Annotated in this window: 20 protein-coding genes; 15 read left to right on the top strand and 5 right to left on the bottom strand. The window is 46.5% G+C overall.

The genetic code is table 11. From position 1 onward, the window contains the following. Positions 1–87: 87 nt before the first annotated feature. From ACYVAM_RS21385 to ACYVAM_RS21370, 4 genes are all read left to right on the top strand, one after another. The gene (locus tag ACYVAM_RS21385; RefSeq protein WP_461070785.1) at positions 88–465 is read left to right on the top strand and encodes a winged helix-turn-helix transcriptional regulator; all 378 of its coding nucleotides are present in this window, start codon (positions 88–90) and stop codon (positions 463–465) included. 104 nt (positions 466–569) lie between these two features. Further along, complete coding sequence (locus tag ACYVAM_RS21380; protein ID WP_461070783.1) at positions 570–1,058, top strand: hypothetical protein; 489 nt, start codon at positions 570–572, stop codon at positions 1,056–1,058. Positions 1,059–1,394: 336 nt separating this feature from the next. Beyond that, positions 1,395–1,634: a recombinase family protein gene (locus ACYVAM_RS21375; RefSeq protein ID WP_461070781.1), complete on the top strand. Its 240-nt coding sequence runs from the start codon at positions 1,395–1,397 to the stop codon at positions 1,632–1,634. Further along, positions 1,592–1,837 (top strand): recombinase family protein, encoded by a 246-nt coding sequence (locus ACYVAM_RS21370; RefSeq protein WP_461070779.1) that lies wholly within the window; start codon positions 1,592–1,594, stop codon positions 1,835–1,837. Before ACYVAM_RS21375 ends, ACYVAM_RS21370 begins: the two co-directional genes overlap by 43 nt. Positions 1,838–1,889: 52 nt before the next feature. On the opposite strand, the gene ACYVAM_RS21365 is transcribed toward ACYVAM_RS21370, so the two are convergent. The 4 genes from ACYVAM_RS21365 to ACYVAM_RS21350 all read right to left on the bottom strand — a co-directional run bounded on the left by ACYVAM_RS21365 (position 1,890) and on the right by ACYVAM_RS21350 (position 8,574). Next, positions 1,890–2,144, bottom strand: coding sequence for a hypothetical protein (locus ACYVAM_RS21365; protein ID WP_461070777.1), 255 nt, complete (start codon positions 2,142–2,144; stop codon positions 1,890–1,892). Between the two features lie 617 nt (positions 2,145–2,761). Then, positions 2,762–3,472 carry a hypothetical protein gene (locus ACYVAM_RS21360; protein ID WP_461070775.1) on the bottom strand — a complete coding sequence of 237 codons (711 nt, stop codon included), beginning with the start codon at positions 3,470–3,472 and terminating at the stop codon, positions 2,762–2,764. A 645-nt stretch (positions 3,473–4,117) separates the two neighbouring features. Next, positions 4,118–4,279, bottom strand: coding sequence for a hypothetical protein (locus ACYVAM_RS21355; RefSeq protein ID WP_461070773.1), 162 nt, complete (start codon positions 4,277–4,279; stop codon positions 4,118–4,120). Positions 4,280–4,422: 143 nt separating this feature from the next. Beyond that, positions 4,423–8,574 carry a hybrid sensor histidine kinase/response regulator transcription factor gene (locus ACYVAM_RS21350; protein WP_461070771.1) on the bottom strand — a complete coding sequence of 1,384 codons (4,152 nt, stop codon included), beginning with the start codon at positions 8,572–8,574 and terminating at the stop codon, positions 4,423–4,425. A 1,007-nt stretch (positions 8,575–9,581) separates the two neighbouring features. On the opposite strand from ACYVAM_RS21350, the gene ACYVAM_RS21345 reads away from it, so the two are divergent. From ACYVAM_RS21345 to tkt, 11 genes are all read left to right on the top strand, one after another. Then, positions 9,582–9,869, top strand: a complete 288-nt coding sequence (locus ACYVAM_RS21345) for a hypothetical protein (protein WP_461070769.1) — start codon at positions 9,582–9,584, stop codon at positions 9,867–9,869. A gap of 295 nt (positions 9,870–10,164) precedes the next feature. Further along, positions 10,165–10,581 carry a putative quinol monooxygenase gene (locus ACYVAM_RS21340; RefSeq protein WP_461070767.1) on the top strand — a complete coding sequence of 139 codons (417 nt, stop codon included), beginning with the start codon at positions 10,165–10,167 and terminating at the stop codon, positions 10,579–10,581. 305 nt (positions 10,582–10,886) lie between these two features. Continuing rightward, positions 10,887–11,447 carry a hypothetical protein gene (locus ACYVAM_RS21335; RefSeq protein ID WP_461070765.1) on the top strand — a complete coding sequence of 187 codons (561 nt, stop codon included), beginning with the start codon at positions 10,887–10,889 and terminating at the stop codon, positions 11,445–11,447. A 512-nt stretch (positions 11,448–11,959) separates the two neighbouring features. Further along, the gene (locus tag ACYVAM_RS21330; RefSeq protein ID WP_461070763.1) at positions 11,960–12,319 is read left to right on the top strand and encodes a hypothetical protein; all 360 of its coding nucleotides are present in this window, start codon (positions 11,960–11,962) and stop codon (positions 12,317–12,319) included. 30 nt (positions 12,320–12,349) lie between these two features. Further along, positions 12,350–12,958 (top strand): alpha/beta hydrolase family protein, encoded by a 609-nt coding sequence (locus ACYVAM_RS21325; protein ID WP_461070761.1) that lies wholly within the window; start codon positions 12,350–12,352, stop codon positions 12,956–12,958. A gap of 23 nt (positions 12,959–12,981) precedes the next feature. Then, positions 12,982–13,935 carry a DUF6624 domain-containing protein gene (locus ACYVAM_RS21320; RefSeq protein ID WP_461070759.1) on the top strand — a complete coding sequence of 318 codons (954 nt, stop codon included), beginning with the start codon at positions 12,982–12,984 and terminating at the stop codon, positions 13,933–13,935. Positions 13,936–14,210: 275 nt separating this feature from the next. Next, positions 14,211–14,939 carry a Fic family protein gene (locus tag ACYVAM_RS21315; protein WP_461070757.1) on the top strand — a complete coding sequence of 243 codons (729 nt, stop codon included), beginning with the start codon at positions 14,211–14,213 and terminating at the stop codon, positions 14,937–14,939. 497 nt (positions 14,940–15,436) lie between these two features. Next, complete coding sequence (locus tag ACYVAM_RS21310) at positions 15,437–15,979, top strand: hypothetical protein (RefSeq protein WP_461070755.1); 543 nt, start codon at positions 15,437–15,439, stop codon at positions 15,977–15,979. Positions 15,980–16,156: 177 nt separating this feature from the next. Further along, positions 16,157–16,669, top strand: coding sequence for a YcxB family protein (locus tag ACYVAM_RS21305; protein ID WP_461070753.1), 513 nt, complete (start codon positions 16,157–16,159; stop codon positions 16,667–16,669). 534 nt (positions 16,670–17,203) lie between these two features. Further along, entirely contained in the window at positions 17,204–17,446 is a 243-nt protein-coding gene (locus ACYVAM_RS21300; protein ID WP_461070751.1) for a hypothetical protein, read from the top strand. A gap of 557 nt (positions 17,447–18,003) precedes the next feature. Beyond that, complete coding sequence (gene tkt, locus ACYVAM_RS21295; RefSeq protein ID WP_461070749.1) at positions 18,004–20,049, top strand: transketolase; 2,046 nt, start codon at positions 18,004–18,006, stop codon at positions 20,047–20,049. A gap of 66 nt (positions 20,050–20,115) precedes the next feature. On the opposite strand, the gene ACYVAM_RS21290 is transcribed toward tkt, so the two are convergent. After that, positions 20,116–21,324 carry a glycosyltransferase family 4 protein gene (locus ACYVAM_RS21290; protein WP_461070747.1) on the bottom strand — a complete coding sequence of 403 codons (1,209 nt, stop codon included), beginning with the start codon at positions 21,322–21,324 and terminating at the stop codon, positions 20,116–20,118. Positions 21,325–21,490: the final 166 nt, after the last annotated feature.

The raw sequence follows: 21,490 nt of genomic DNA, 5'->3' as shown, positions 1-21,490 counted from the left end.
ACTATAAAAAATAGAGTTGCAAAACTATTGCGAGCCAAGGGTCGTTGCAATATCTATCGAAATGGATAGGTTCAATTAATGATGCGTATGATGAAAACCGAATGTAGTAGTCAATCCGTGAGTTTACAGGGTAAGGTATATCCCTGTACGGTTGGCCTGGCGATGAACCTGGTGGGTGGAAAATGGAAAGCCGTAATTCTCTATCATTTGAAAGAGCGGGAAAGGCGGTATAGCGAACTCAAACGAGAGATGCCCGATATAACCGAAATGACATTGAGTATTCAGCTTAAGCAGTTGGAGAAAGATGGCTTTATTATCAGAAAGGTATACGGGGAGAAACCGCCCATACGGGTCGAGTATAGTCTTACCGATTTTGGTAAAACCTTTATCCCTGTCCTGGATGCGATTACAGCCTGGGGAAATCGGGTTATTGAGGAAAAAGGAGAATTTGTTAACGGAATTTAGGCTCCATTGAGTGCTATTAATCTTTTTAAGGAAAGCCCTTGCTTCCTCGATAAAATCTGTTGTTAAGCTTAAATTGCCCCAATTATCATTTTTGAACTAACTCGATGAAAGCACTGACTATCAATTTTTTCTCCCCTGATGAGAACAGCCCTACGAAAGCCAAACGCTCAAAATCCGCCAAGCCGGTAAAGGTTGAGCTAACGGGTTACATTTCGTCGACGGGCAAGCTCACCCTCCCAGCTAAGACGACGGCCAACTTAGGCATCAACTTAAATGACACGCTCTTCAAAGTGGGTATGGACCAAGGCAAGCGGAAAGCTAAATCACTTTATCTGGTTCCAGCCAGTGGCTCTGAAGAAACCTTTTCTTTTGAGAAGGCAGCTAAAAGTTACATCCTATCATTGCCGTTCATTTTAACGAAAAGTGGTGTTGATTACGCGAAAACAAAGTATACGTTTACGATTCATCTCTTCGAGTATGAAGGGACAATAGCCTTTGAATTACAACTAGCTCCTGAAACAGCCGCTGCTAAAGTACCTTATACGGGTAAACCCCGGGGCCGAAAGGCTAAGTCCGTTCAGGCTGCCGAGTAAGCAGTAGTAGCCCTGACGAGTCGGGGCTACTTTTTGGCCTTATCGGTTTAGCCCTTTTTCCTTACTATTTTTCAGTACCTCACTGTTGAGCTAACCTCGGAGTAAGTTTGACTCCAGTATTATCACCTTTATTAATGTATAAGGCACATTATAGGCAAAGCTGTCAGGTTGACATCTTTTTTTAGTTCCCATAGTGACTGAGTTATGAAATTTCCTGATTTGTGGCAAATAAGGAAAACTAGCTATCTTGTGGCCATTCTGCGCTATATCGCTTAATAGCGCGTGTCCACCCAGAAACAAGGTCCTTCCGGCTTAAGCCTAGATGATCAACGCCAAATGGTCCAGCGATTTCTTCGCCAGGAAGATCAGCTAATTCAGGAATTTACCGAAGTCGAATCTGGACGCAAAAAAGACCGACCCCAGTTACAAGCCGTCATCCAGACCGCTAAACAACATAGCGCTCAACTCCTCATTGCCAAGCTTGACCGGCTTAGTCGGAATGCCTCCTTCGTGATGGTACTGCGGACTCGGAAGTGGATTTTGTGGCCTGTGATTTACCCGATGCCAATACGTTAACCATCGGCATCATGGCCAGCTTTGCCCAGCATGAAGCCGAGCAGATTTCCAAGCGCACCCGGGCTGCACTAGCCCAAAAGAAGGTTCGTGGTTTTACCTTAGGTAAACCCGAGAACTTGACCGATACGCATCGAGCCAAGGGCGTCGTGCGATTAAGGCGAATGCGGTTTCTCACCTGGCCAACCGTCAGGCCAGTGAGCTAATTCGGCTCTATCAGCGAGATGCGTTGACCCTGCGGGCCATGGGCTGAGCGATTTAATGAACATGGGTTCCGCACTCGTTATGGAAAGCTGTTTCAATCCGAAACGGTTCGGCGGATTTTGAAACGACAAGATCAGAAATCAGCATAAAAAAGGGATTATTCAGAAGGACAGCCGCTGCTGCCATTCCTTTAAGCCAACGGCAATACGTAATGCGCGGTGCCCAACTTCGAGTAGTTCTGAAGGAAAGTACCAGTCGGTCGGCGCGGGGCACAGACGGCCAGCCGCTACTACCACCTCGATAATTCATGCAGGGACGCCTGAGCGGTTGGTCTCGGAGTCGTCTGCGACTTGCGCCGGGCCGCCGTTGCGGTCATTTAGCAAATTCCAGTCTCACAAGCTCATACCCATCGTTGAAAAAGAGACCTTGATTCATGAGATGGCAATTTGAGAATGTTGACTGTAAAAAGGTGTACTCTAGGGTTAAGCTGTTCCGCCGTCTTGGAAAAACGGGCATTTTATGATACGCTATTTCTCTGGATTGCCTACAAAAACATCAACTTAATGATCTTAGCTATCTGTCTTACAGCTGTAAGACAGGGCTTGTTTTTGTCATACATTCTGTAGTACTTAATATAATTCAGGTGGCTGTTGCAAAAGTCAGTACTGTTGTTAGTTGGCTCCTCGAACCGATCATAAGCAGCCATTTGTTTGCCTATAATTAGCCCACAATTTAGGTTTACTTTACCTATTACAATACAAGTTGCGAGATTAGTCTGAATTGGGGGTAAGTCCGTCCAGACTAATCTCGCAACTTGTATTACTGATAAAAACTATGCCTTTAGGATCACACGTGTAGTGTAGACCCTAAAGGCATAGACGTATGTGCCAGGCTTTGAGTTTTCTATCTAATCAACTGATTCAATTTTAGCGTTTAAGCATAGCTGAGATATTTTCTCCGGTGCCTTTTAGCTTCGCTTTTATCTGCATTAGCAATATTGGATTAAGGCCACGTGAGTGTCTTGCGACAAAGGCTTCTGCATTGGCTACGTTTTCTAAGGCCTTGCCCCAGTCAACTTGTTTCCAGATGGCGCCCACGTCAACTTTTAACGCTTTGTACACACCTAAACCACCCGTTACTACAGAAATAGCGGCACCTCCGCCACCTGCTGAAGCACCTATGGCCTCGGCAACTCCCGTATGTGAAGCGGCAATAGCGCCCCTGGTCAATATCTCTTTACTTCCTATGGCTCCGCCCCCTTTTAATAACTCCTTTCCTCCAATAGCGGCTCGCCCATGCTGCACTCCGCTTTCGTGTTGTGCGTTTTCCAATCCTCGCTCTGCCACTGCCCGCGCAGCGCCCACGCCAACACCGGCTGCTGCCGAAGAGACTGCAAACGCAATTCCGCCAGCCGCCATTGGAATGGCCGCCAGTCCACCAGTGGCCACAATGCCAGCGATAATTATACCACCGCCTGCCAGACCTAATGCGATTTGCATTCCGCTCAGGGCGCCCAACCCTTTCCGCCACTTTCTTACATCCTGCTCATTTTTCTTGAACAGCTCAATAAGCTCATCAACATCCTGACACCAGGCGGCTATTTCGCTAAAACGTTTTAGCTGAAGGCTCTCAGGCATACTCTTGATAGCCCGATGACTGCGTGCCCGCCCTGGTAGTGCGTCAAAAAATTCTTCTGATTCCTCTACTACCGCGATCTGATTGACATCTGCAGACGGTTGATCTAATCGGGATAAGAGTTCAACCCCGGCTTCGCTGGGGTCTAAAGGGGCATCACTAACAAACGGAGTTGATGAATCGCTCCATCCGCCTGCGTAATCCTGTCCATACCAACCTGAGCTTCGTATGTTTCCTCCAGCTCCTACTTGATTCCAGTATCTTAACTCCTTCCCGTTCGTAAGTCTCTTTTTGGCTGCCCAATATCCTGATAGTGGTGATGGCGATGACTGACTCACTGGCGCACTAGCAACGGGTCTCACTGGTCCAACACGTGGGGCTGCCGCTACCGCAGCAATTCGTGCGTGGGCAATTTGCTGTGGATTACCACTCACGGCTGGCATTGAGACCCTTTTAACTGAGGCATCACTAGTAGGAGATTGAATGATACCTTGTCTCCTTTGGATAGTACGCTCTCGTTGAGGAATCATAGAAATAAAGGATTATAAGTGAATAATTGGAAAATTACTTAATCAAAGCTTCTGCCTGTGGCTATATGCAGGAACATCACAAAATGAAGATGACGGGGCCGCCCGCGCGGTGATAAATCAGGCTTTAATCGACGATTGCATCGCTTGTAAGCCACCCTCTTGATTATCTTTCGGGCACTGGGCCTGGGTTAGGCGGGCTACGCCCATCAGCAGAAACAGTAGCCACCCGATTGATGGAGGGTTGAGGGCAGCAGAGATAAGTTGTAGTCGTGAAAGCATATTGATTGATTTTTGTTTACCAGGGCGTAGCAGCGCAAAAGGCCCTGTTCAACGCTGGGACAAGATTAGACGTTTCGCCAGCAAAGCAGTCGGAGATTTCACCCAAAAACTCGGAGAATTGTCCCAACCGGGCGTGAAAGCGATTATTTTTTGTTTACATCCCGGTACTGACTGGGCGAGAGGCCGAATTCTTCGGCAAAGACCCGGCCGAAGTAACTGGGGTCCTGGAAACCTACTGCATCGGCGACCTGAGTAATGTTCAGGTCAGGTAACAGGAGTAATTCTTTGGCTTTTTGCAGGCGCAGTGTTCGCAAATATCGGTTCATCGACAGCCCCGTCAGAGCGGTCATCTTGCGGTGCAGGGAGTTGCGACTCGTCCCCATCATCGTGCAGATCATCTCAATATCCAGCGCCGGGTTATCCAGATGCGGCAGTACGTTGCTGCGTAGCCTGATCAGAAACTGGTCTTCCCCCATCTCAGGCGCATCGGTCGGAATCGACCCGGCAACGCCCAAGGCTAGTTGACTATAATAGCGCTGTAACAGACGCCGGATCTGTAGCTGGTTACTCAACACGACCATCAGCTCCTCGCGGGAGAAAGGCTTCACCAGATAGGCATCTGCCCCCCGGCGTAACCCCATGATTCGGTCGCTCACCGCAGCCCTGGCCGTTAGTAACACAATGGGAATGTGGCTGGTCCGTTCGTCATGCTTCAGGGTGTCGCAGAGTGCAAAGCCATCTTTAAGTGGCATCATCAAATCACTCAGAATCAGGTCCGGAATACTCGCCAACGCCTGGTCAATACCGACCTGCCCATTTTCGGCTCGAATCACCTGGTATTCACCCTGTAGACAAATCTGAATATACGTGGCTACGTCCTCATTATCTTCTACCAGTAACACTATGGGCCGCTCCCTGGCTATGTCCCGCGTGGGTTCGCCCCACTGAGGTTGGTCTGAATGTATAGATGACGGTGCGGGAGATGGCCCTTCCGCCAGGGATGCCCGACGGGTAAGGGGTAAACTAACTACAAACTCAGCTCCCCGGCTGTAAAGGGCCTGCCCTGAATTATTCGACCAGGGTTGGCCGGGCCCCTCCTGCCCTGGCCCATCGAGCAGTAGCCCATCCAGGCCGGACCGATTACGAACGGCCAGACCACCCTGCATAAGCCCCACCAATTCCCGCACCAATGAGAGGCCTATTCCGGTATTTCCGCCCGATGCGTTCTGCGGATTCTCAATTTGATAAAAACGATCAAAGATCCTCGGCAGATGGGCTGGCTCAATGCCGGGTCCGGTATCGCTCACCGTGATCTGAATCCACGGCTGATCGAGGTGTCTAGTCGGGATTAGCTCCTCGTGGTATCCGGCCGCAGTGAGCGAATGCCAACTATTCTGAACGGCAACCCTATAGATTACCTGACCACCCGTAGGGGTAAATCTCAGGGCATTGATCAGCAGGTTCGCTAAAATATCCTGGAGTTTATCCTTGTTGAAGTCAGCTTCGCACTGCGCTTCCTCAGACTGAAATTGTAGGTGTACCCCCTTCGCCTGAGCGATGGCATGGAACGACTCCCCAACGTAGCTGACGAAGCTGACCAGATCGGCCCGTTCGAGGTGAATGGCCATCTCCCCGGCTTCGAGTTTCGAGAGGTCCAGTATCTGGTTGATCAGCCGTAGTAAGTTGTTGCCATTGCGCTCAATGAGGCCGGCCATCTGTCGCAACTCAGGGTCGAACTTTTGGTTCAGGCTGGCCGCCATGCCCAGAATGACGGTGAGGGGCGTACGAAATTCATGCGAGATGTTAGCAAAAAAACGTGATTTAGTTTCGTCGAGCCGCAGCAGGTCCTGTGCCTGCTGCGCAATGAGCTCAGTGGCCGCTTGGATCTGGATCTGTAACCGGGTTTGTTCCTGCTGGTGCCTCCAGACTCGCCACCGGCCCCATCCCCAAACCGAGCCGATCAGCAAAAACAGCATGAGCATGAGAAACCAGTTGCGCAGGTAAAACGGGCGTTGTACGATGACCTGGATGGCCAGGTTCGCCGATGACATCTGACCATCGGCCGCCTGTCCTTTTATCGATAATTGATACTCGCCGTACGGTAAATTACTCAACCGGATGGAGGGCTCAGTCTGATACGTCCATTCGTTGTCCAGTCCCTTAAACTGGTAAGCGTACACGTTTTTTTGGGCGTCGGCGTAATTAAGCAGCGCAAAGTCCAGCACACTCGTCCGGTCACCGGGCTGTAGACTAATCCGGTTACTTTGTACCACTTCTTGGGTTTTGTCAACCAGTTTATCCAGCGCATTATCAAACTGGCGAAACGAGACAATTTGCAGCGGAAGGGTAACCGGCGGTTTCTCGTGATCAAAATCGGGTGGATTAAATGCGGTTATGCCGTTCAGACCGCCGAAATAAAGCTGGCCGTTCGGGGCCTGAACATGAGCAATGCGGTTAAATTCATTGTGAGTAATGCCATCCTGAACTGTGTAAGACCGGGTTGTCATTCGGACCGGATCAAACTGCATAATGCCGTAGTCACTGCTCAGCCACAGATGGCCCCGCCGGTCGGCATAGACAGCGTAAATATTGTCGTTGGATAACCCATCGGTACGCCTGAATTGCCGGTAGGTGTTTAGCTGGCGGTTCCACCGAATGAGCCCCGCATTGGCCGTTGCCAGCCAAAACAGGCCTTGGGTATCCTGGTAAAAATGCTGATAACTGTCGGTAGGCAGCCGAAATCGCCCCTTGCCTCCACTCCAGTAACGAGCCGTGATGCCCCCTGACGAATCAACCGTGTATAAACCCGTAGTCGCACAGATCCAAAGGGTGCCCTGTCGATCGGCACCGATATGAAGCACATGCGACTTGGCTAGTTCGGGAAACTGGTTGTAGCGAGTGAACGGCAAAACCTGTCCCGTTTTCGTCTCGACAAGCCAGAGACCTACTATCCCACCCGCCAGCGAGTGCTGGTTACTACATGGGAACATTGTCCAGATCGATCCGCCACTGGGCAATGGAGAGAGCGTTTGCGAATCGGTTCGAATGTCATACCTGACTAAATCTATCTGGCTTATGTTTAGTTTTCCAGGCGGACTATTGGTTAAGCCATACGAAATACCACGTACCAATAGCTTCCTGGCTGACCCATCTAATAGATCGCAGCTAAACAAGCCTTTTTTTTCCAGGTTGGCGTATAGCTTATTCCCCACAACGGAGATACCTCGAATGGATGCCGCCTTTTCCTGGATATTGGTTGGCTCGTAAAAGAAGCGGTGAAAGTAGTTTTCAGTTACCTTGACCTGGTACACACCAAAACTGGTCCCTAACCACATCCAGCCGTTTCTGTCGGCGAAGAAACAGCGATTATCAATCGACTGGCCTGCCAGTTGCTCCTTCAAATCCAATAGGGTTCCTTTGGTGACACTCCGTAATTGGGTGCCCGTCCAAATCAATCCGCTACGATCAAACGCATAGTATACGGGGGAGAAAAACGCAGTTCTTCCCTGCCGCAATGAAGCCGGTAATTGCCGTCGATTCCCCAACTGATCCACACTATACTGTACTCCCTGTAGATCGGTGTCTGAACGGTAGACAGTATAGAAAAATTCGATACCCGCATGGGGCTGGCCTAAACAGACGTTAATGGTACCTGGATCGTGTCGAAAGGTATGGAGAACACGACCATCTTGGGTTAATTCGACTAATTGATTGCCATCGGCGGTGGCCCAGATGGTGTTACGGGCGGTAACCTGGTGAATGGTCAGACTTTTATAGTGGGCAAGGGGCACGTAGTGAAGGCCGGACCTGGGATGGTAGGATATCAGGATAGCCGGTTGATAATTGGCGAAGAAGATCGTGCCGTCAGGACTGCCCAACACGTGCTGCCCAACCAGTAAAGAACTTGTCAGGGAATACTTTTTGAATTTCTCATCAAATGAAATAGCCGTGCCCGTCAACGGATTAAACAGGCTAATCCGCACCTTACTATCCTTATAAGTGCTCATGAGCCACAAAAGGCCATCGGCGTCCTCGGCAATAGACGCTATCTCATCGAAATCGAGCCCGTTACGTTCTTTGGTGTAGGTGGTAAATTTCAGCCCATCGAATCGGTTCAGACCAAACCTGGTACCGAACCACATAAAGCCCCGCCGGTCCTGTAAAATGGCATTTATTTCCCGATGCGACAAGCCGTTTTCAGGGCCATACTGTTGTACAGAAGCGGCAAATTGCTGGGCCTCAGCTACCGAACAAAGGCAGAATAGTATACATACGATAAAGAGAACAGTTTTCAAGTTGAGTTATAAAGTGGTTTACCACGAACTAAGTTAGCATGTAAGTTCGCTCATTTGAGTCAATTTCTAACAAATTTATATACACTAACAAGTCAATGCTAGGTAGATAAATTGTCAGATTTCAGACCAAACTCACCATCCCATTTTTGTCCTGACACTTCAGGTTTGAGCGCTTACCTGAACTGTTTGATAAACCTGCCGTGTCGCCGACCGTCCGCGGTAGAGGTCCGATTTTCGACATCAATCAGGGAACGGTAGTATATGCCTAGGTGCAAACGGCGCACGTTATACTGCAGGCCCCTTGGCCGATATAGTTGAAAAGCGAATGATAAGCATTCTGCAAGTCGATACTTGAACAGTCTCTACTAATAAAGCGGTTTATATGAACAGACAAACGTTCCGAGAAAGGCCCGATTTGTACGATAATTGTCGTACAAATGCTTATTTGGTTCACTAAATTATAGCCCGGATTCTTCCACTAATTACCCTGCATGGCAACGCTAGATCCGGGTTACTTCGGCCGGGTCTTGGCCGAGGAGTCCGGGTCAATTTCAGGATTTAACCAAAAAATAATCGCTTTCACCCCCGATTGGGACAATTCTCCGAGTTTTTGGGTGAAATCTCCGACTGCTTTGCTGGCGAAACGCCTAATCTTGTCCCAGCGATAAATGGGGCATTTTGATTCGCTATGTACTGTGCATCCGCTGGCTTCTCTTGGTGTCCGTGCAATGGGCTACACCAGTGATCCCATAAATCTCACGCCAACCAATTCCCCTTTACAACTCTCAACTAAACGCCCTAGCTCACGAGACCTGATTAATGCCTATGTCAACTCATTACCCGCTTCTTTTTAACGAGCCACTCGCCTAAACCTACGGCAAAGAAACCATTTAACTAATCTCCCTCCCTTAAGCAGCCAGTCGGTTGACTGATTGTTTTTTCGTTTAAAACCAAATCATTCGCTACATGTGCACTGACGGCACCAGCCGCTATTCAATACCTTACCCATGATGAATTTCCTGAAAAAACTATTTCCACAAGAAGAACCCCAGCCAACCGAACTGGACCCAGTCCTTGCCAAAGAAGTAGCTACGCGCTTAAAGCATGCTACTGATTTACGTCTGAATAAACAGTATGAGCTGGCTATATTCGAATGCAATGAAATCCTGCAGTTCCACCCTGCCTGTCATCTGGCTTACCAGATTCGGGCTTTAGCCAAATATGATTTGAATGATCAGGATGGCGCTATCCGGGACTGGAATCGGTTCAAATCGTTGCAAAAGTGGCTAAAATAAATCGGCTAGTTTTATGGCGTATGCGACTGATAGTATTGGACAAATATTAATAAAAGCACTGTCTCACAATTCGCTCCCGAATGAGACGAGTGGGCTTATGGGCTGCTGCAACTCTATGAGGTATTTAATTGGATATTCTCTTTCATTAACTGTTAACTCCTATCCGTTGCATACGGTATTAGGGTAAAAACTTGGCGCAACCTGATTTAGATATAAACGAATAATATACTTATTCAACTCCGTTATTCTTGGTTATGAAAAAGATGATTATCTCACCTAAAAGTAAGGTCAGCAAATGAAAAGTGTCACTTCTCGTAGCAGTGGCCAACAGCGATTGATACTGCTTACAATATGCTTACTACTGTTAGTAAGTGCTGAACAAGTTTTTGCCCAAACTAAAACGCAGATGGTACGAATTGCCAAGATTATAGTTGATCCGGCGCAGTTAGAAGCATATAAAGCGTTTGCCAGAGAAGAAATTGAAGCGTCAATACGACTGGAACCAGGTGTAAAGACGCTGTATGCCGTTGCTGCAAAAGACAACCCTACACATATCACAATTCTAGAAATTTACGCGGACATCGATGCTTATAAAGCACACATACAAACACCGCATTTCTTAAAGTACAAAACTGGAACAAAAGATATGGTAAAGTCACTGGAATTGGTGGAAGTTGACCCGTTGGTACCCAGTATGAAAATTAAAGAATAATTGAGTTAAACGAGAATATCAAACTCCAATTAAGAATCTCGTCTAGATATCATTTTTCGCATCCGTGCGAGATACTACTGCTTCACTAGTTACTAGAAAAGTCGAATAACATAAAGTTTGTGGCTGTTGCAAAAGTCTGGACGGGTTTAAATCGTCTGGTTTAGCACCTCGCTTTCGGCGAAAAAACCGAGCTACAGCGCCCCTTCTGCTAGGCTTACTCATGGACTACAAGACTTTTACAACAGCCACGTCAGTTATACAACAGATCTAGTATAAAGTCAATTGTACTGACTTTTCCTCTAAACATGCAAATAAGAATATTATACTTTACTGGAGCATTAGTTGGCTTATTGTATAGCTGTAAACCTAAACCCTTTCAAACTAATTTATCTGGCTATACAATTCACTTTCCGACCACATTGAACCAACTGCAAAAGCAATATCCAACCGGTCAACTATTATCCGATGATAGATTTGTTGATTCAAGCCAGACAGTGAGAACAGAATGGTGGTTTAACACATGGGGTAATAATGGGAATCAAGAATTAAGAAATGAATCTCATGGTGTAGTGATGTTCTTACGAGGTAAAGAAACCAAGTTTGATTCTGTTAAAAACAGTTTACAACAACGGTATAGGCAAATCTTGAAGCCGTTGGTTTTTACAAAATCGCACGGAGATTTTAGTAGTCTAAAGCCAATCTATGTTTGCCATACTAGTGAAGGTGCCTTTCTTGTTCTAACTCGGCCTGATAGTTACCGTTCAGAACCCAACAGTTTACGAATCTCAATCGGCTATAACTTAACAAGAAAACAAGAAGAAGCCTTTGCCTTATTAGGTGGACCGATTTACAATGACAAGCTTTGAAAATACAAGGTTATTTAAATAATCACATTTCAACTAGTTGCCAGAATTAATAGGAGATGTACTATTTCCAGACCTGTTGCATAACTACCGTGGCTGTTGCAAAAGTCTGAACGGGTTTAAAACGCCTGGTTTAGTACCTTGTTTTTTCCGAAAAACGGACTACAGTGACCCCTCTGCTAGGCTTACTCATGGACTAAAAGACTTTTGCAACAGCCACATTACTTATTTAACATGGCTTGGAAAAATACAAATGGAGTTGTGGGAAAATCAACAAACATGATTAAGTTACCAATTTTCTTCATTCTCAAATAACGCTCCCTTGCGAGACGCCTAGGCTTTCATGTATCTGCTTCTTAAACTGGCGTTTAGAAAGACAGTCTATACTTACTAGCCCTTGTTTAACAAATCTTAACTTGGAGGCAAAAGCCTGACTGTCCACCTTTGCTTGACCACTGAGACCGTCTAAGCTTGTGAAGTTCTTTCTGTTTTCCGCTTACTTAATTTTCTCGGTAATGAACAGCCTGTTTGCCCAATATACGCCACGAGCGGTTGGGGGCTATTCCGTCTTTACCATTCCTTTCGAGAGCGATTCCGTCACATTTGCCGTCGTTGCTAAGACTGGCGAGCTAAAAGCCAAGAAGCCTGTTTTTTTGTTTCGTCAAGGCTCACTTCCAATTCCACTCTTCACCATCAATCCCAAAAACAATCGACCTTCGTTAACGGAGTTGCCAATTAGTTGCTACGATCATGAAACGGAATACTATAGCATCATGATTGCTAAGCCCGGTGTTCCAATCATTGAAAATGATGCCTATTTAGATACGTTGTTTACTACTCGAAACAACCCTAAACCGGCTGTGTATCTACCCTAGTATCAAACTCACAACTATCTGGACTACTATGTGCGTCAGACGAACGCAGTCCTGAAATTTGTGCTTCAGCAACCTTGGGCCGATGCTAAACGAGTGGTGTTGACGGGTGGTTCGGAAGGGTACTGCGTGGCGATTAAGACCGCTTACTCCAATCCTAAAGTGACTCACTTGATTGCTTTTTCAGGCTTTCTGGATGGTCGTCAACAAGGCATTATTCGGCAGGAGCGGATGAAAGGGTACACCGGTGAATATACCCAGGAGCAGGCGCAGCAAAGTGTAGACGGATTACAGCAGCAGTGGAGCCAGATTTGTGCGGACTCATTAAACACATCGGCTAAAGTAGGTGATCCAAATCGGACGCATTATTCGTTCTCAATTGACTTTAGAGGGTACCTGCTGGCCTTGAAGATCCCCATTTTAATCCTCTATGGTACGGCCGATATAGGGGCTACCTCGAATGATGTTTTACCGCTTGAATTTGCGAAGCAGGGTAAAAAAAACTTAGATATTAAAGCTTATCCCAATCATGATCACACCTTTTACAAGTTAACGCTTGATGATAAAGGCAAAATCATCACCAAAGTTTACAACGGGGTCGCCGTTGAAAAAGATTATTTTCAATGGTTACATGAGCACTAGGCCGATCGCTTACCAATCATTTTATGAAACCAAATGTCCTACTAGTAACGGCTACTTTTTGTCTTGGTTGGTGTGGTGCTGGCTTTGGACAAGCCCGGTACGCTACGGCTGACACAGCGTATGTTAAGTCGGTGGAAAAGGCGCTTACTTATCTTCAACAAGGCCAGTGTCAGCCTTGTCTGAATGCATACAAAAAAGCATTCATGATTGCTCAGAAAAGTGCTCTAAGCACCATGCGAGCCGCTCTTTGTGCGTATCAGTGTGGACGGTCTGAGTTGGCCAAAACCTATATTCAGCAAGCGGTCAACATCGATTACAGTATTGCTGAGGAGACGTGGATCGATTACCAGGCTGCTCCGGAATTCAACCTTGTTCGTTCTTCATCCATGAAGGAGTTGGTGCAAGAGGTGTTTGCCCAAAAAGACGCCCAACTCGGGATTAATCCGTCCTTGAAAAGCCAGTTACAGGCGATTTATATGACGGACCAACAACCTCGATCTAGAGTTGATTCAGTCATGCGCGTTTATGGCCAGAACTCCCCACAATGGCAAGATCTCTGGCAAGGCATTCACCAAGTAGACTCCCTTAATTTGCGCAAGGTCGAGCAACTCATTCAGCAATACGGCTATCCCGGCAAGAGTTTGGTCGGGGCTAAATTGGGAAACACGGCTTGGCTGATTATCCAGCACTCTCCTGTTGCCATCCAAGAGAAGTATTTACCCATTCTTCAACGAGCGGCTGACCAGGGTGAAATGCAAAAAACAAATATGGCGCTGTTGATAGATCGCATTCGGGTGTATAAAGGGCAGAAACAGTTGTACGGTACCCAAGTAAAAATGGAGTCAACAGGTCAGAAATCCTTTGATGCGATTGAAGACGAGAAGAATGTAGATAAACGCCGGGCAGAGGTGGGCTTAGGCCCCTTAGAAGAGTACGCCAAACAATTTGGTTTTGAATATAAGCTCCCCGGTAACTAGTTAGACAATAAGTATTCTCATAAATCGCTCCTCAAACCGAGACAGATCGGCATTTACAAGTGATATCGAGGGAATACTGGAGTTACCCCAAGCCGAAACGACTTTGCGAATAGATAGATCCCGTCGGGCTTTTCTACCAGCCGACTAGGAACGCCCACTGGTAAGAGATAGACAAAATTAGATCGCAACCAAACGCTAGTTTTAAAGGCCGTTTGCGCCCCTAGCCAGCATCTTTCGTATTTTTGAGTATATACCCATTCGCTCGACTGTTCACCATGGCTCAAACCTCACCCCCTGCCGCCACAACATTGCCCGAACTGATCAAGCAATACCAGGCCCTTACCACCGGCGTGATTAACTTCGAGCTTTACAATCAAATGGTACATACCCATCATTCGACCGCTATCGAAGGGTCTACTTTGACGTTGCTGGAGACCCAGACCTTGTTAGAAAAAGGGCTTACGGCGGGAGGTAAACCGTTGGAACACCACTTAATGGTCGTTGATCATCAGGCTGCTCAACAACTAATCCTCGACTGGGCCACCCAACATGAGCCCCTCAACCGAGCCCGGCTACAGACCATTGCTGCAGCCGTCATGCACCAGACGGGTGGGCCGACTAACACCCTGTTGGGTACGTTCGATTCGAGTTTGGGTCAATTCCGAACGGTCAGCGCCATGGCCGGTAGCCGAATGTTCTTGGATGCCAAGAAGGTGCCAGCAGCGGTGGATACTTTGCTCAAAGAGATGAACACACTGGTACCCGCAGCCAAAACGGTCCGGCAGATCTATGATCTTTCTTTTCAGGTACATTTCCAGTTGGTCAGCATTCACCCCTTCGGTGACGGCAACGGGCGTACCTCTCGTTTGCTGATAAACTATGTTCAGCAATATCATGGCCTGCCCCTAAGCTTGGTTTATGCCCAAGATCGAACGGCTTATATTGCCGCCCTGGAAGAGTCCCGTCGTCAGGAAGCAACCAAACCGATATCGGATTTTATGTAAGGTCAGCTCACCCATTTTTTAACCCAGGAGATTACGCGGATAAGCCAACCTCAAACAACTAAGCTGGGAGACTTATTAAAAAACAAAGGGGGACTGACTTTGCTCTTTTGATAAGATGATCGCCAATGAGAAGTCGTTATAAAGGCTTTGCCCTGAGCCAGCCTACTGTTCATATATCTGCTTCAAAAAATGGGTGTTTAAAGAAACTGTATCATAAGGCAATGTATCGAGGAACAGCGGGTAAACCTAACAAGGTGATGGCAAAGACCGCCTGGAAACTTGACGGTCGACCTTCACCATCACTTGGCGTTAAAAACTCTTCTTTCCTAACGGATAAATTCACTAGAAAGCGCCTACATTAGCTGTATAACAGAACACCAGTTTTATTTAACTTTTCGTCCAGGTAAACATAACGTTGATTATATAACAGATTCATAGGAGTGGCAATAAGTGGAAAGAGGTATGAAATTCTAAGTGGACTACCTGCGTATGGGCCAATGTACGTCCCTGTCACCCAGGTTGAGCAACCGTTTATCAACCCATACAGTGAAGGGTTCGTCGTGCGTTTTTTTGACTCATCTGGTGAGTCTTGGGTTGCTAATTTTAACGTTGGCTACACTACCTTCAAGGCGGTGTTTGATTTTCCTCAGACGGACTTATGCATTGTTATTGCTGGTGGAAACGGATATATAATGAAGCCTGATCAAACTAAACCAGTAGATACGTTTGGTACAACCATCGATATCGCCGTCTTAGCTGATCAAGAAAAAGTAATATGCTCTGATGGTTGTCATTTAACCATTATTGACTCTAGTGGAGATTTATGGGTGTCTAAACGAATCTCTTGGGATGGAATAGCCGATTTGCGAATAGAAGGGAACACTGTGCTTGGATTAGCCTATGATCCAACGCACGAGAGTGACGATTGGGTTGATTTCACATTGAATCTCGACACGAAGCAACTCAGTGGTGGAAGTTATAGAGAATATTATAATCCTGACGAAGCACCGATTAAGAAACGACCTTGGTGGAAGTTCTAGTTAACATATTGCCAGTGGCTGTTGCAAAAGTCGATGCCCATTTATTTTAGCTCTGCCAATAAGTAATTTTTAGCCATTGAACGGCCACTAATCGGCGGTTACACATGGCTTTCTAGCTCCATTTAAGACTTTTGCAACAGCCACGACACTTATACAACAGTAAAACCAGGCTAATATATGTTTGAAATTACATTTAAGCTCACAGAATCAGAACTCTACAAGGGATTAGTAGCGATTTCTAGAAGTCGCTTTATTATAAAAGCATTCAGAATTATAGGCATTACTTGGGTCATACTTTATTCATTTATCTTATATAGTGATATAGCTCATGGTGTCACACCCTCCTTTTACGCCATTTTCTTTATGTTATTTGGGTTGTACATAATATTTATTGCTGAGATTTCTAGCAAATTTCAGTCTAGTAAACTTATAAAGACGAATGCACAAATTACTGAGCAGACAACTTATGTTTTTGATGAAACAAGTTATCAACTTACTGGAGAAAGTTTCTCCTCTCGAATGACTTACAATAAACTGTTTGAAGTAAGGGAAGTAGGTGATTTTGTTCTCTTACGAGTAACAGAAGGAAGTGCGAATATTTTACCTAAGCGTGTCTTATCTACGGATCAATTCAGTAGTTTGAAACAAACAATAGTGTCAGTACCAAAACTAAAGTCAAAGTTTAAGTAAGGAAATATAATTAAACAGTTATTGATCACTAATCAAAGAAATTAACGATTTCTAACTTTTTTTACATAACATAAATTTTGTTATACAACGGGTATTAATTAAATACAGTTATCGTTTCAATTGAATTTTCAAGAAAATATAAATTCTATAAGAAATTGAATACTAAGTATCAATACGCCTAAGATCATTGTCGCGATGAAGCGTTTTTTGGGTAATGCTATACCTAAGAAAGAGACGGATACAAGTATCACTATCCGTCGTAAAACTTTGTACTGAAAGCTCAATAGACTATTTACATTCAGTAGATTAGCTATCCATTCGGTTAATTCAGATCCATAATAAAGTAATACTCCTGTAATGGTTAGAGAAAAAAATAATCGTAACCAATCAGTTATTGACATTGCTTTCATCATAGAAGTACAATTTTAAACACCAGGTTTAAAATATGGAATTTTTCACATTTTCCAGACCCGTTCTATAACTAGGATTATGTTATGTGGAAAAACCCATAACGTTAACAGCTAAGCTTATTTTATGGAAGAAGATAAATACAAAAATTATTTAGCTGATCTAGCTAGACTCTTGCTCAAAGAGATAAAAGAAACTCATGTTGATTTGAGGTCAAAACTTGGTCCTGAACGGGATCATTCATTAGGACAAGTTTTTGCTCTTTACAGTACTCTCGATTTAATGAAATCGCAAGCCGTAGCCTTCAATATTTCTCTTGAGGAACTAGGTCTAGACGGCATAATATTAGAAGACTTTCTTGTTATATAAGTGCAATTATGTTAAGTACTACAGAATGTATGACAAAAACAAGCTCTGTCTTACAGCTGTAAGACAGATAGCCAAGATCGTTAAGTTGATGTTTTTGTAGGCAATCCATAGATGCCGTGTTTCAAATAACGCCCGTTTTCTAAGACCACCTGTTTAAACGGAGAATCTTATTTGTATAAAGTGTCTACGGCCTCAAATTGCCATCCTATTAATCTATGCCTTTTTTCAGTTAGTGGTTGAGTTAATGATACACACAGTTAGTGCTTGTCTACTCTCTTACTAATTGTCAAGTGAGGGATTTTACGGCCTCGCTTCACGGTCCGACGGCGTACCGGCCGTTGCGCCAGGCCACTGGAGCGGTACGAAACGGCAAAAAAACCCACCGTCTTGCTATCAGCCGGTTTGTTATCCGGCTTCCGATAATCCGGTCTGTTACACCAACAAACTAAATTTTTTCAATCTTCTTACGTATTTGGTGGTTAGTCTATTGACGCCGATGCTTACACGAGCGTAAGTCGGCGGAAGAAAGTTATTTTTCAACGTTTGTTTTTTTTATTATGGCTAACAAATCGGTTGATCTCGACCAACTCAGTATTGATACCATCCGACTCCTGTCGATCGATGCTGTTCAGAAAGCGAATTCAGGCCACCCTGGTCTGCCTCTTGGTGCGGCTCCAATGGCGTATGTGCTCTGGTCGCGCTTTTTGCGGTTTAACCCGCAAGACCCTCATTGGCCCGATCGAGACCGATTTGTCTTGTCGGCAGGGCATGGTTCGGCATTGTTATATAGTTTGCTGCACCTGTTTGGGTATGATCTCTCGCTGGACGATCTGAAGAGTTTCCGACAGCTTCACTCGCGGACACCCGGACACCCTGAGTCGAACTTGACGCCGGGTGTTGAGGTAACGACTGGACCGCTTGGTCAGGGGTTTGCCAATGGCGTAGGCATGGCCATGGCCGAAGCCTTTCTGGCCGCGAATTACAACCGGGAAGCACACTCGGTCATGGATCACTACACGTATTCCATCGTTAGCGATGGCGATTTGATGGAAGGGATTGCTTCTGAAGCCGCTTCGCTGGCTGGTCACCTCAAATTGGGTAAGTTGATTTATCTGTACGACGATAACCTGATTTCTCTGGACGGGCCTACTAATCTGGCGTTTACAGAGGATCGAATGGCTCGTTTTGCGGCCTATGGCTGGCATGTGCAGCACGTAGCCGATGGAAACGATATCGAGGCTATTGATCAGGCCATTCGGGCGGCTCAGGCCGAAACAGACCGTCCGTCGATTATTGCGGTGCGTACCATCATCGGCTTTGGCAGTCCGCAGGAGGGAACCAGCAAAGTACATGGTAGCCCACTGGGTGAGGAAAATGTGCGCAAAACGAAAGAGTTTTACGGATGGGACCCTGACAAAACGTTTTTTATACCGGACGAAGTGAAACCCTATTTACTCGAAGCTGGTAAACGCGGTGCCGATTTACAGGCCGACTGGCAGAAGCGGTTTGGCGACTACCAAAGCCAGTTCCCGGAAGAAGCCAACACGTTCACTATCTCCTTTGCGGGCAAGTTTCCTCAGGATTGGGAGGCTGATCTGCCTGTGTTTGCGCCTGCCGATGGGCCGTTGGCCACCCGCCAGGCATCAGGCAAAGCGCTGGAAGCGCTGAAGAAACGAGTGCCCTATCTGTTTGGCGGCTCGGCCGATCTGGCTTCCTCGAACGATATGCCAACCAAAGGAGACGTTAGTTTTCAGCCCGGACATTACGAAAACTCAAACATCTGGTTTGGTGTGCGGGAGCACGCGATGGGAGCGGCCCTCAACGGTATGGCCCAGCATGGGGGCGTGCATCCGTATGGTGGCACATTTCTGAACTTCTCCGATTATATGCGGGGCGCTATTCGGCTGACTGCACTGGCCGAATCGTCGGTCACGTTTGTGTTCACGCACGACAGCATTGGTCTGGGCGAAGATGGGCCAACGCACCAGCCCGTTGAGCAGTTCGTTTCGTTGCGAACGATTCCCAATATCATCGTTCTTCGTCCCGCCGACGCCAACGAAACCGTTGAAGCGTGGCGCATGGCTATGCAACAACCCAAAAGCCCGGTTGTCCTGATTCTTTCCCGACAGAAGCTGCCCGTCATTGATCAGAACAAGTATGGTTCGGCGCGGGGCCTCGAAAAGGGAGCTTACATTCTAAGCGAAGCCGAAGGAACGCCCCAACTGATTCTGATCGCAACAGGTTCAGAAGTATCGCTGGTCATGAGTGCGCAGGCAGAACTCAAAAAGCAGGGCATCGAAGCACGAGTCGTGAGTATGCCCTCCTGGGAATTGTTCGAACAGCAGGATCAGGCGTATCACCATGAAGTGTTGCCGCCTTCGATTCGTAAGCGGTTGGCGGTAGAAATGGGCTCGCCAATTGGGTGGCACAAATACGTCACCGATGAAGGCACGACAATCAGTATGAACCGGTTTGGCCTGTCGGGACCCGGCGAAGAAGTGATGGCCTATTTTGGCTTCACTACGGAGAATGTCGTAAACGTAGCCAAAGCCGTTCTGGACGGGCATCCTGAAGGTATGGAAAAGAAAGAAGTGCTCTCCTGATCCAGCGCCGACATAAAAAAAGCCCTCCAGAACGCTGGAGGGCTTTTTTTATGCGTATAAATTTTCTTACAAGTAATCAATGATACGACGGCCGACGATGCCATTTTGCAGTTCCCTACGCAGGACGGCTTTTCGACGGCGCGGATGAGTCGAGACGTACATAACCCGCATTTTGAGCGTAAAGCTGACGAGCATGTACAAGCCAAACAAACAGCCCAGAATGATTAAAGAGAGGGTATTTGAAATATTACGGTGCAAAAGCAGGAACATAACCGTATTGAACAGCGATATTCCGCACAGGACAGACGTTGCGGCCACGTGTGACAGGCCATTGTCCAGCAAAATATGGTGCATGTGATTCCGATCGGCCGAAAAAGGCGAACGGCCCGCCAGAATCCTGACCAGAAACACCCGTAGCGTGTCAAAAATGGGCACAATCAGAATGACAATGGCAATAATGGGCGCATTGAAAAAGGCCGTTGGTTCGTATCGGTATGCCGCGTTGAGGTTAACAAACCGTACGGCAAAGAAAGCCAGCATGAAGCCAATGATCAGGGAGCCGGTATTGCCCATGAAAATTTTACTGGTTTTTGAGAAATTGAACCGCAGGAAACCCAGCAAGCCACCGGCCAGGGTAAACGCCATGCAGGCCATTGTAAAATGATTTGTCAGCAAAAACCAGGCACCAAACGTACCGCTGGCAATGGTTGAAATACCGCCCGCCAGGCCATCAATACCATCGATGAGGTTGATCGCATTGATCAGAGTGATGAAAATGAAGCAGGTCAGGAAAATACTAATAATGGGCTCGATGTGGTGAAACCCCATAATGCCATACATATAGTCGACACGAAGATCACCGAATAGAATGAGAATCATGGCCGCCAGGACCTGAAACATAAGTTTTTTGGCTGGATCGATACCTACCAGATCATCTTTGATGCCGATAAAAAAGAGGATTGTCATCCCGGCAATCGACAGATTTGTGGTGTAGATGTCAGTCTGGTCAATGCTGGGCCATAGAAAATAGGCAATAAGAATGGCGGCAAAGATCGCGATGCCCCCAAACGTTGGTGTTGGTGTTGAGTGCGACCGGCGGGCGCCGGGGTTTTCCATCAGCGATTTCAGTTCAGAAATCTTGATGATAACCGGAATGGCTACAACAGCAACAAAGCAGGCTACCAGAAAAGAGAGTATACATTGGTATAAGCCGAACGTAAAATGCTCGTCACCAAATTTATTCTGAAGAAACGCAATCAACAAATCAATATTCATAAGGCGGGACGTTTAGAAACTTAAATTCTCGCTGATTAGTACTGGTGGTAATCAGACGAGGAACGCTACCCAACACAAAACTGGATATCCAAGTTGGGGGCCTAAGGAGCGCAAAGTTTATTGGATTATTTCGTTAAACTAGTAAAATCTGATTGAACGGCATTCT

This window comes from Spirosoma horti (assembly GCF_054776595.1).
Note: the sequence above shows the minus strand (reverse complement) of the source record. Positions and strands in the feature narration are given on the sequence as shown.

Coding starts and splice junctions, on each gene's coding strand:
- ACYVAM_RS21385 (WP_461070785.1), top strand. CDS start 88: ATGATGAAAACCGAATGTAGTAGTCAATCCGTGAGTTTACAGGGTAAG.
- ACYVAM_RS21380 (WP_461070783.1), top strand. CDS start 570: ATGAAAGCACTGACTATCAATTTTTTCTCCCCTGATGAGAACAGCCCT.
- ACYVAM_RS21375 (WP_461070781.1), top strand. CDS start 1,395: ATGGTCCAGCGATTTCTTCGCCAGGAAGATCAGCTAATTCAGGAATTT.
- ACYVAM_RS21365 (WP_461070777.1), bottom strand. CDS start 2,144: ATGAATTATCGAGGTGGTAGTAGCGGCTGGCCGTCTGTGCCCCGCGCC.
- ACYVAM_RS21360 (WP_461070775.1), bottom strand. CDS start 3,472: ATGCCTGAGAGCCTTCAGCTAAAACGTTTTAGCGAAATAGCCGCCTGG.
- ACYVAM_RS21355 (WP_461070773.1), bottom strand. CDS start 4,279: ATGCTTTCACGACTACAACTTATCTCTGCTGCCCTCAACCCTCCATCA.
- ACYVAM_RS21345 (WP_461070769.1), top strand. CDS start 9,582: ATGATGAATTTCCTGAAAAAACTATTTCCACAAGAAGAACCCCAGCCA.
- ACYVAM_RS21340 (WP_461070767.1), top strand. CDS start 10,165: ATGAAAAGTGTCACTTCTCGTAGCAGTGGCCAACAGCGATTGATACTG.
- ACYVAM_RS21335 (WP_461070765.1), top strand. CDS start 10,887: ATGCAAATAAGAATATTATACTTTACTGGAGCATTAGTTGGCTTATTG.
- ACYVAM_RS21330 (WP_461070763.1), top strand. CDS start 11,960: ATGAACAGCCTGTTTGCCCAATATACGCCACGAGCGGTTGGGGGCTAT.
- ACYVAM_RS21320 (WP_461070759.1), top strand. CDS start 12,982: ATGAAACCAAATGTCCTACTAGTAACGGCTACTTTTTGTCTTGGTTGG.
- ACYVAM_RS21315 (WP_461070757.1), top strand. CDS start 14,211: ATGGCTCAAACCTCACCCCCTGCCGCCACAACATTGCCCGAACTGATC.
- ACYVAM_RS21310 (WP_461070755.1), top strand. CDS start 15,437: ATGTACGTCCCTGTCACCCAGGTTGAGCAACCGTTTATCAACCCATAC.
- ACYVAM_RS21305 (WP_461070753.1), top strand. CDS start 16,157: ATGTTTGAAATTACATTTAAGCTCACAGAATCAGAACTCTACAAGGGA.
- ACYVAM_RS21300 (WP_461070751.1), top strand. CDS start 17,204: ATGGAAGAAGATAAATACAAAAATTATTTAGCTGATCTAGCTAGACTC.
- tkt (WP_461070749.1), top strand. CDS start 18,004: ATGGCTAACAAATCGGTTGATCTCGACCAACTCAGTATTGATACCATC.
- ACYVAM_RS21290 (WP_461070747.1), bottom strand. CDS start 21,324: ATGAATATTGATTTGTTGATTGCGTTTCTTCAGAATAAATTTGGTGAC.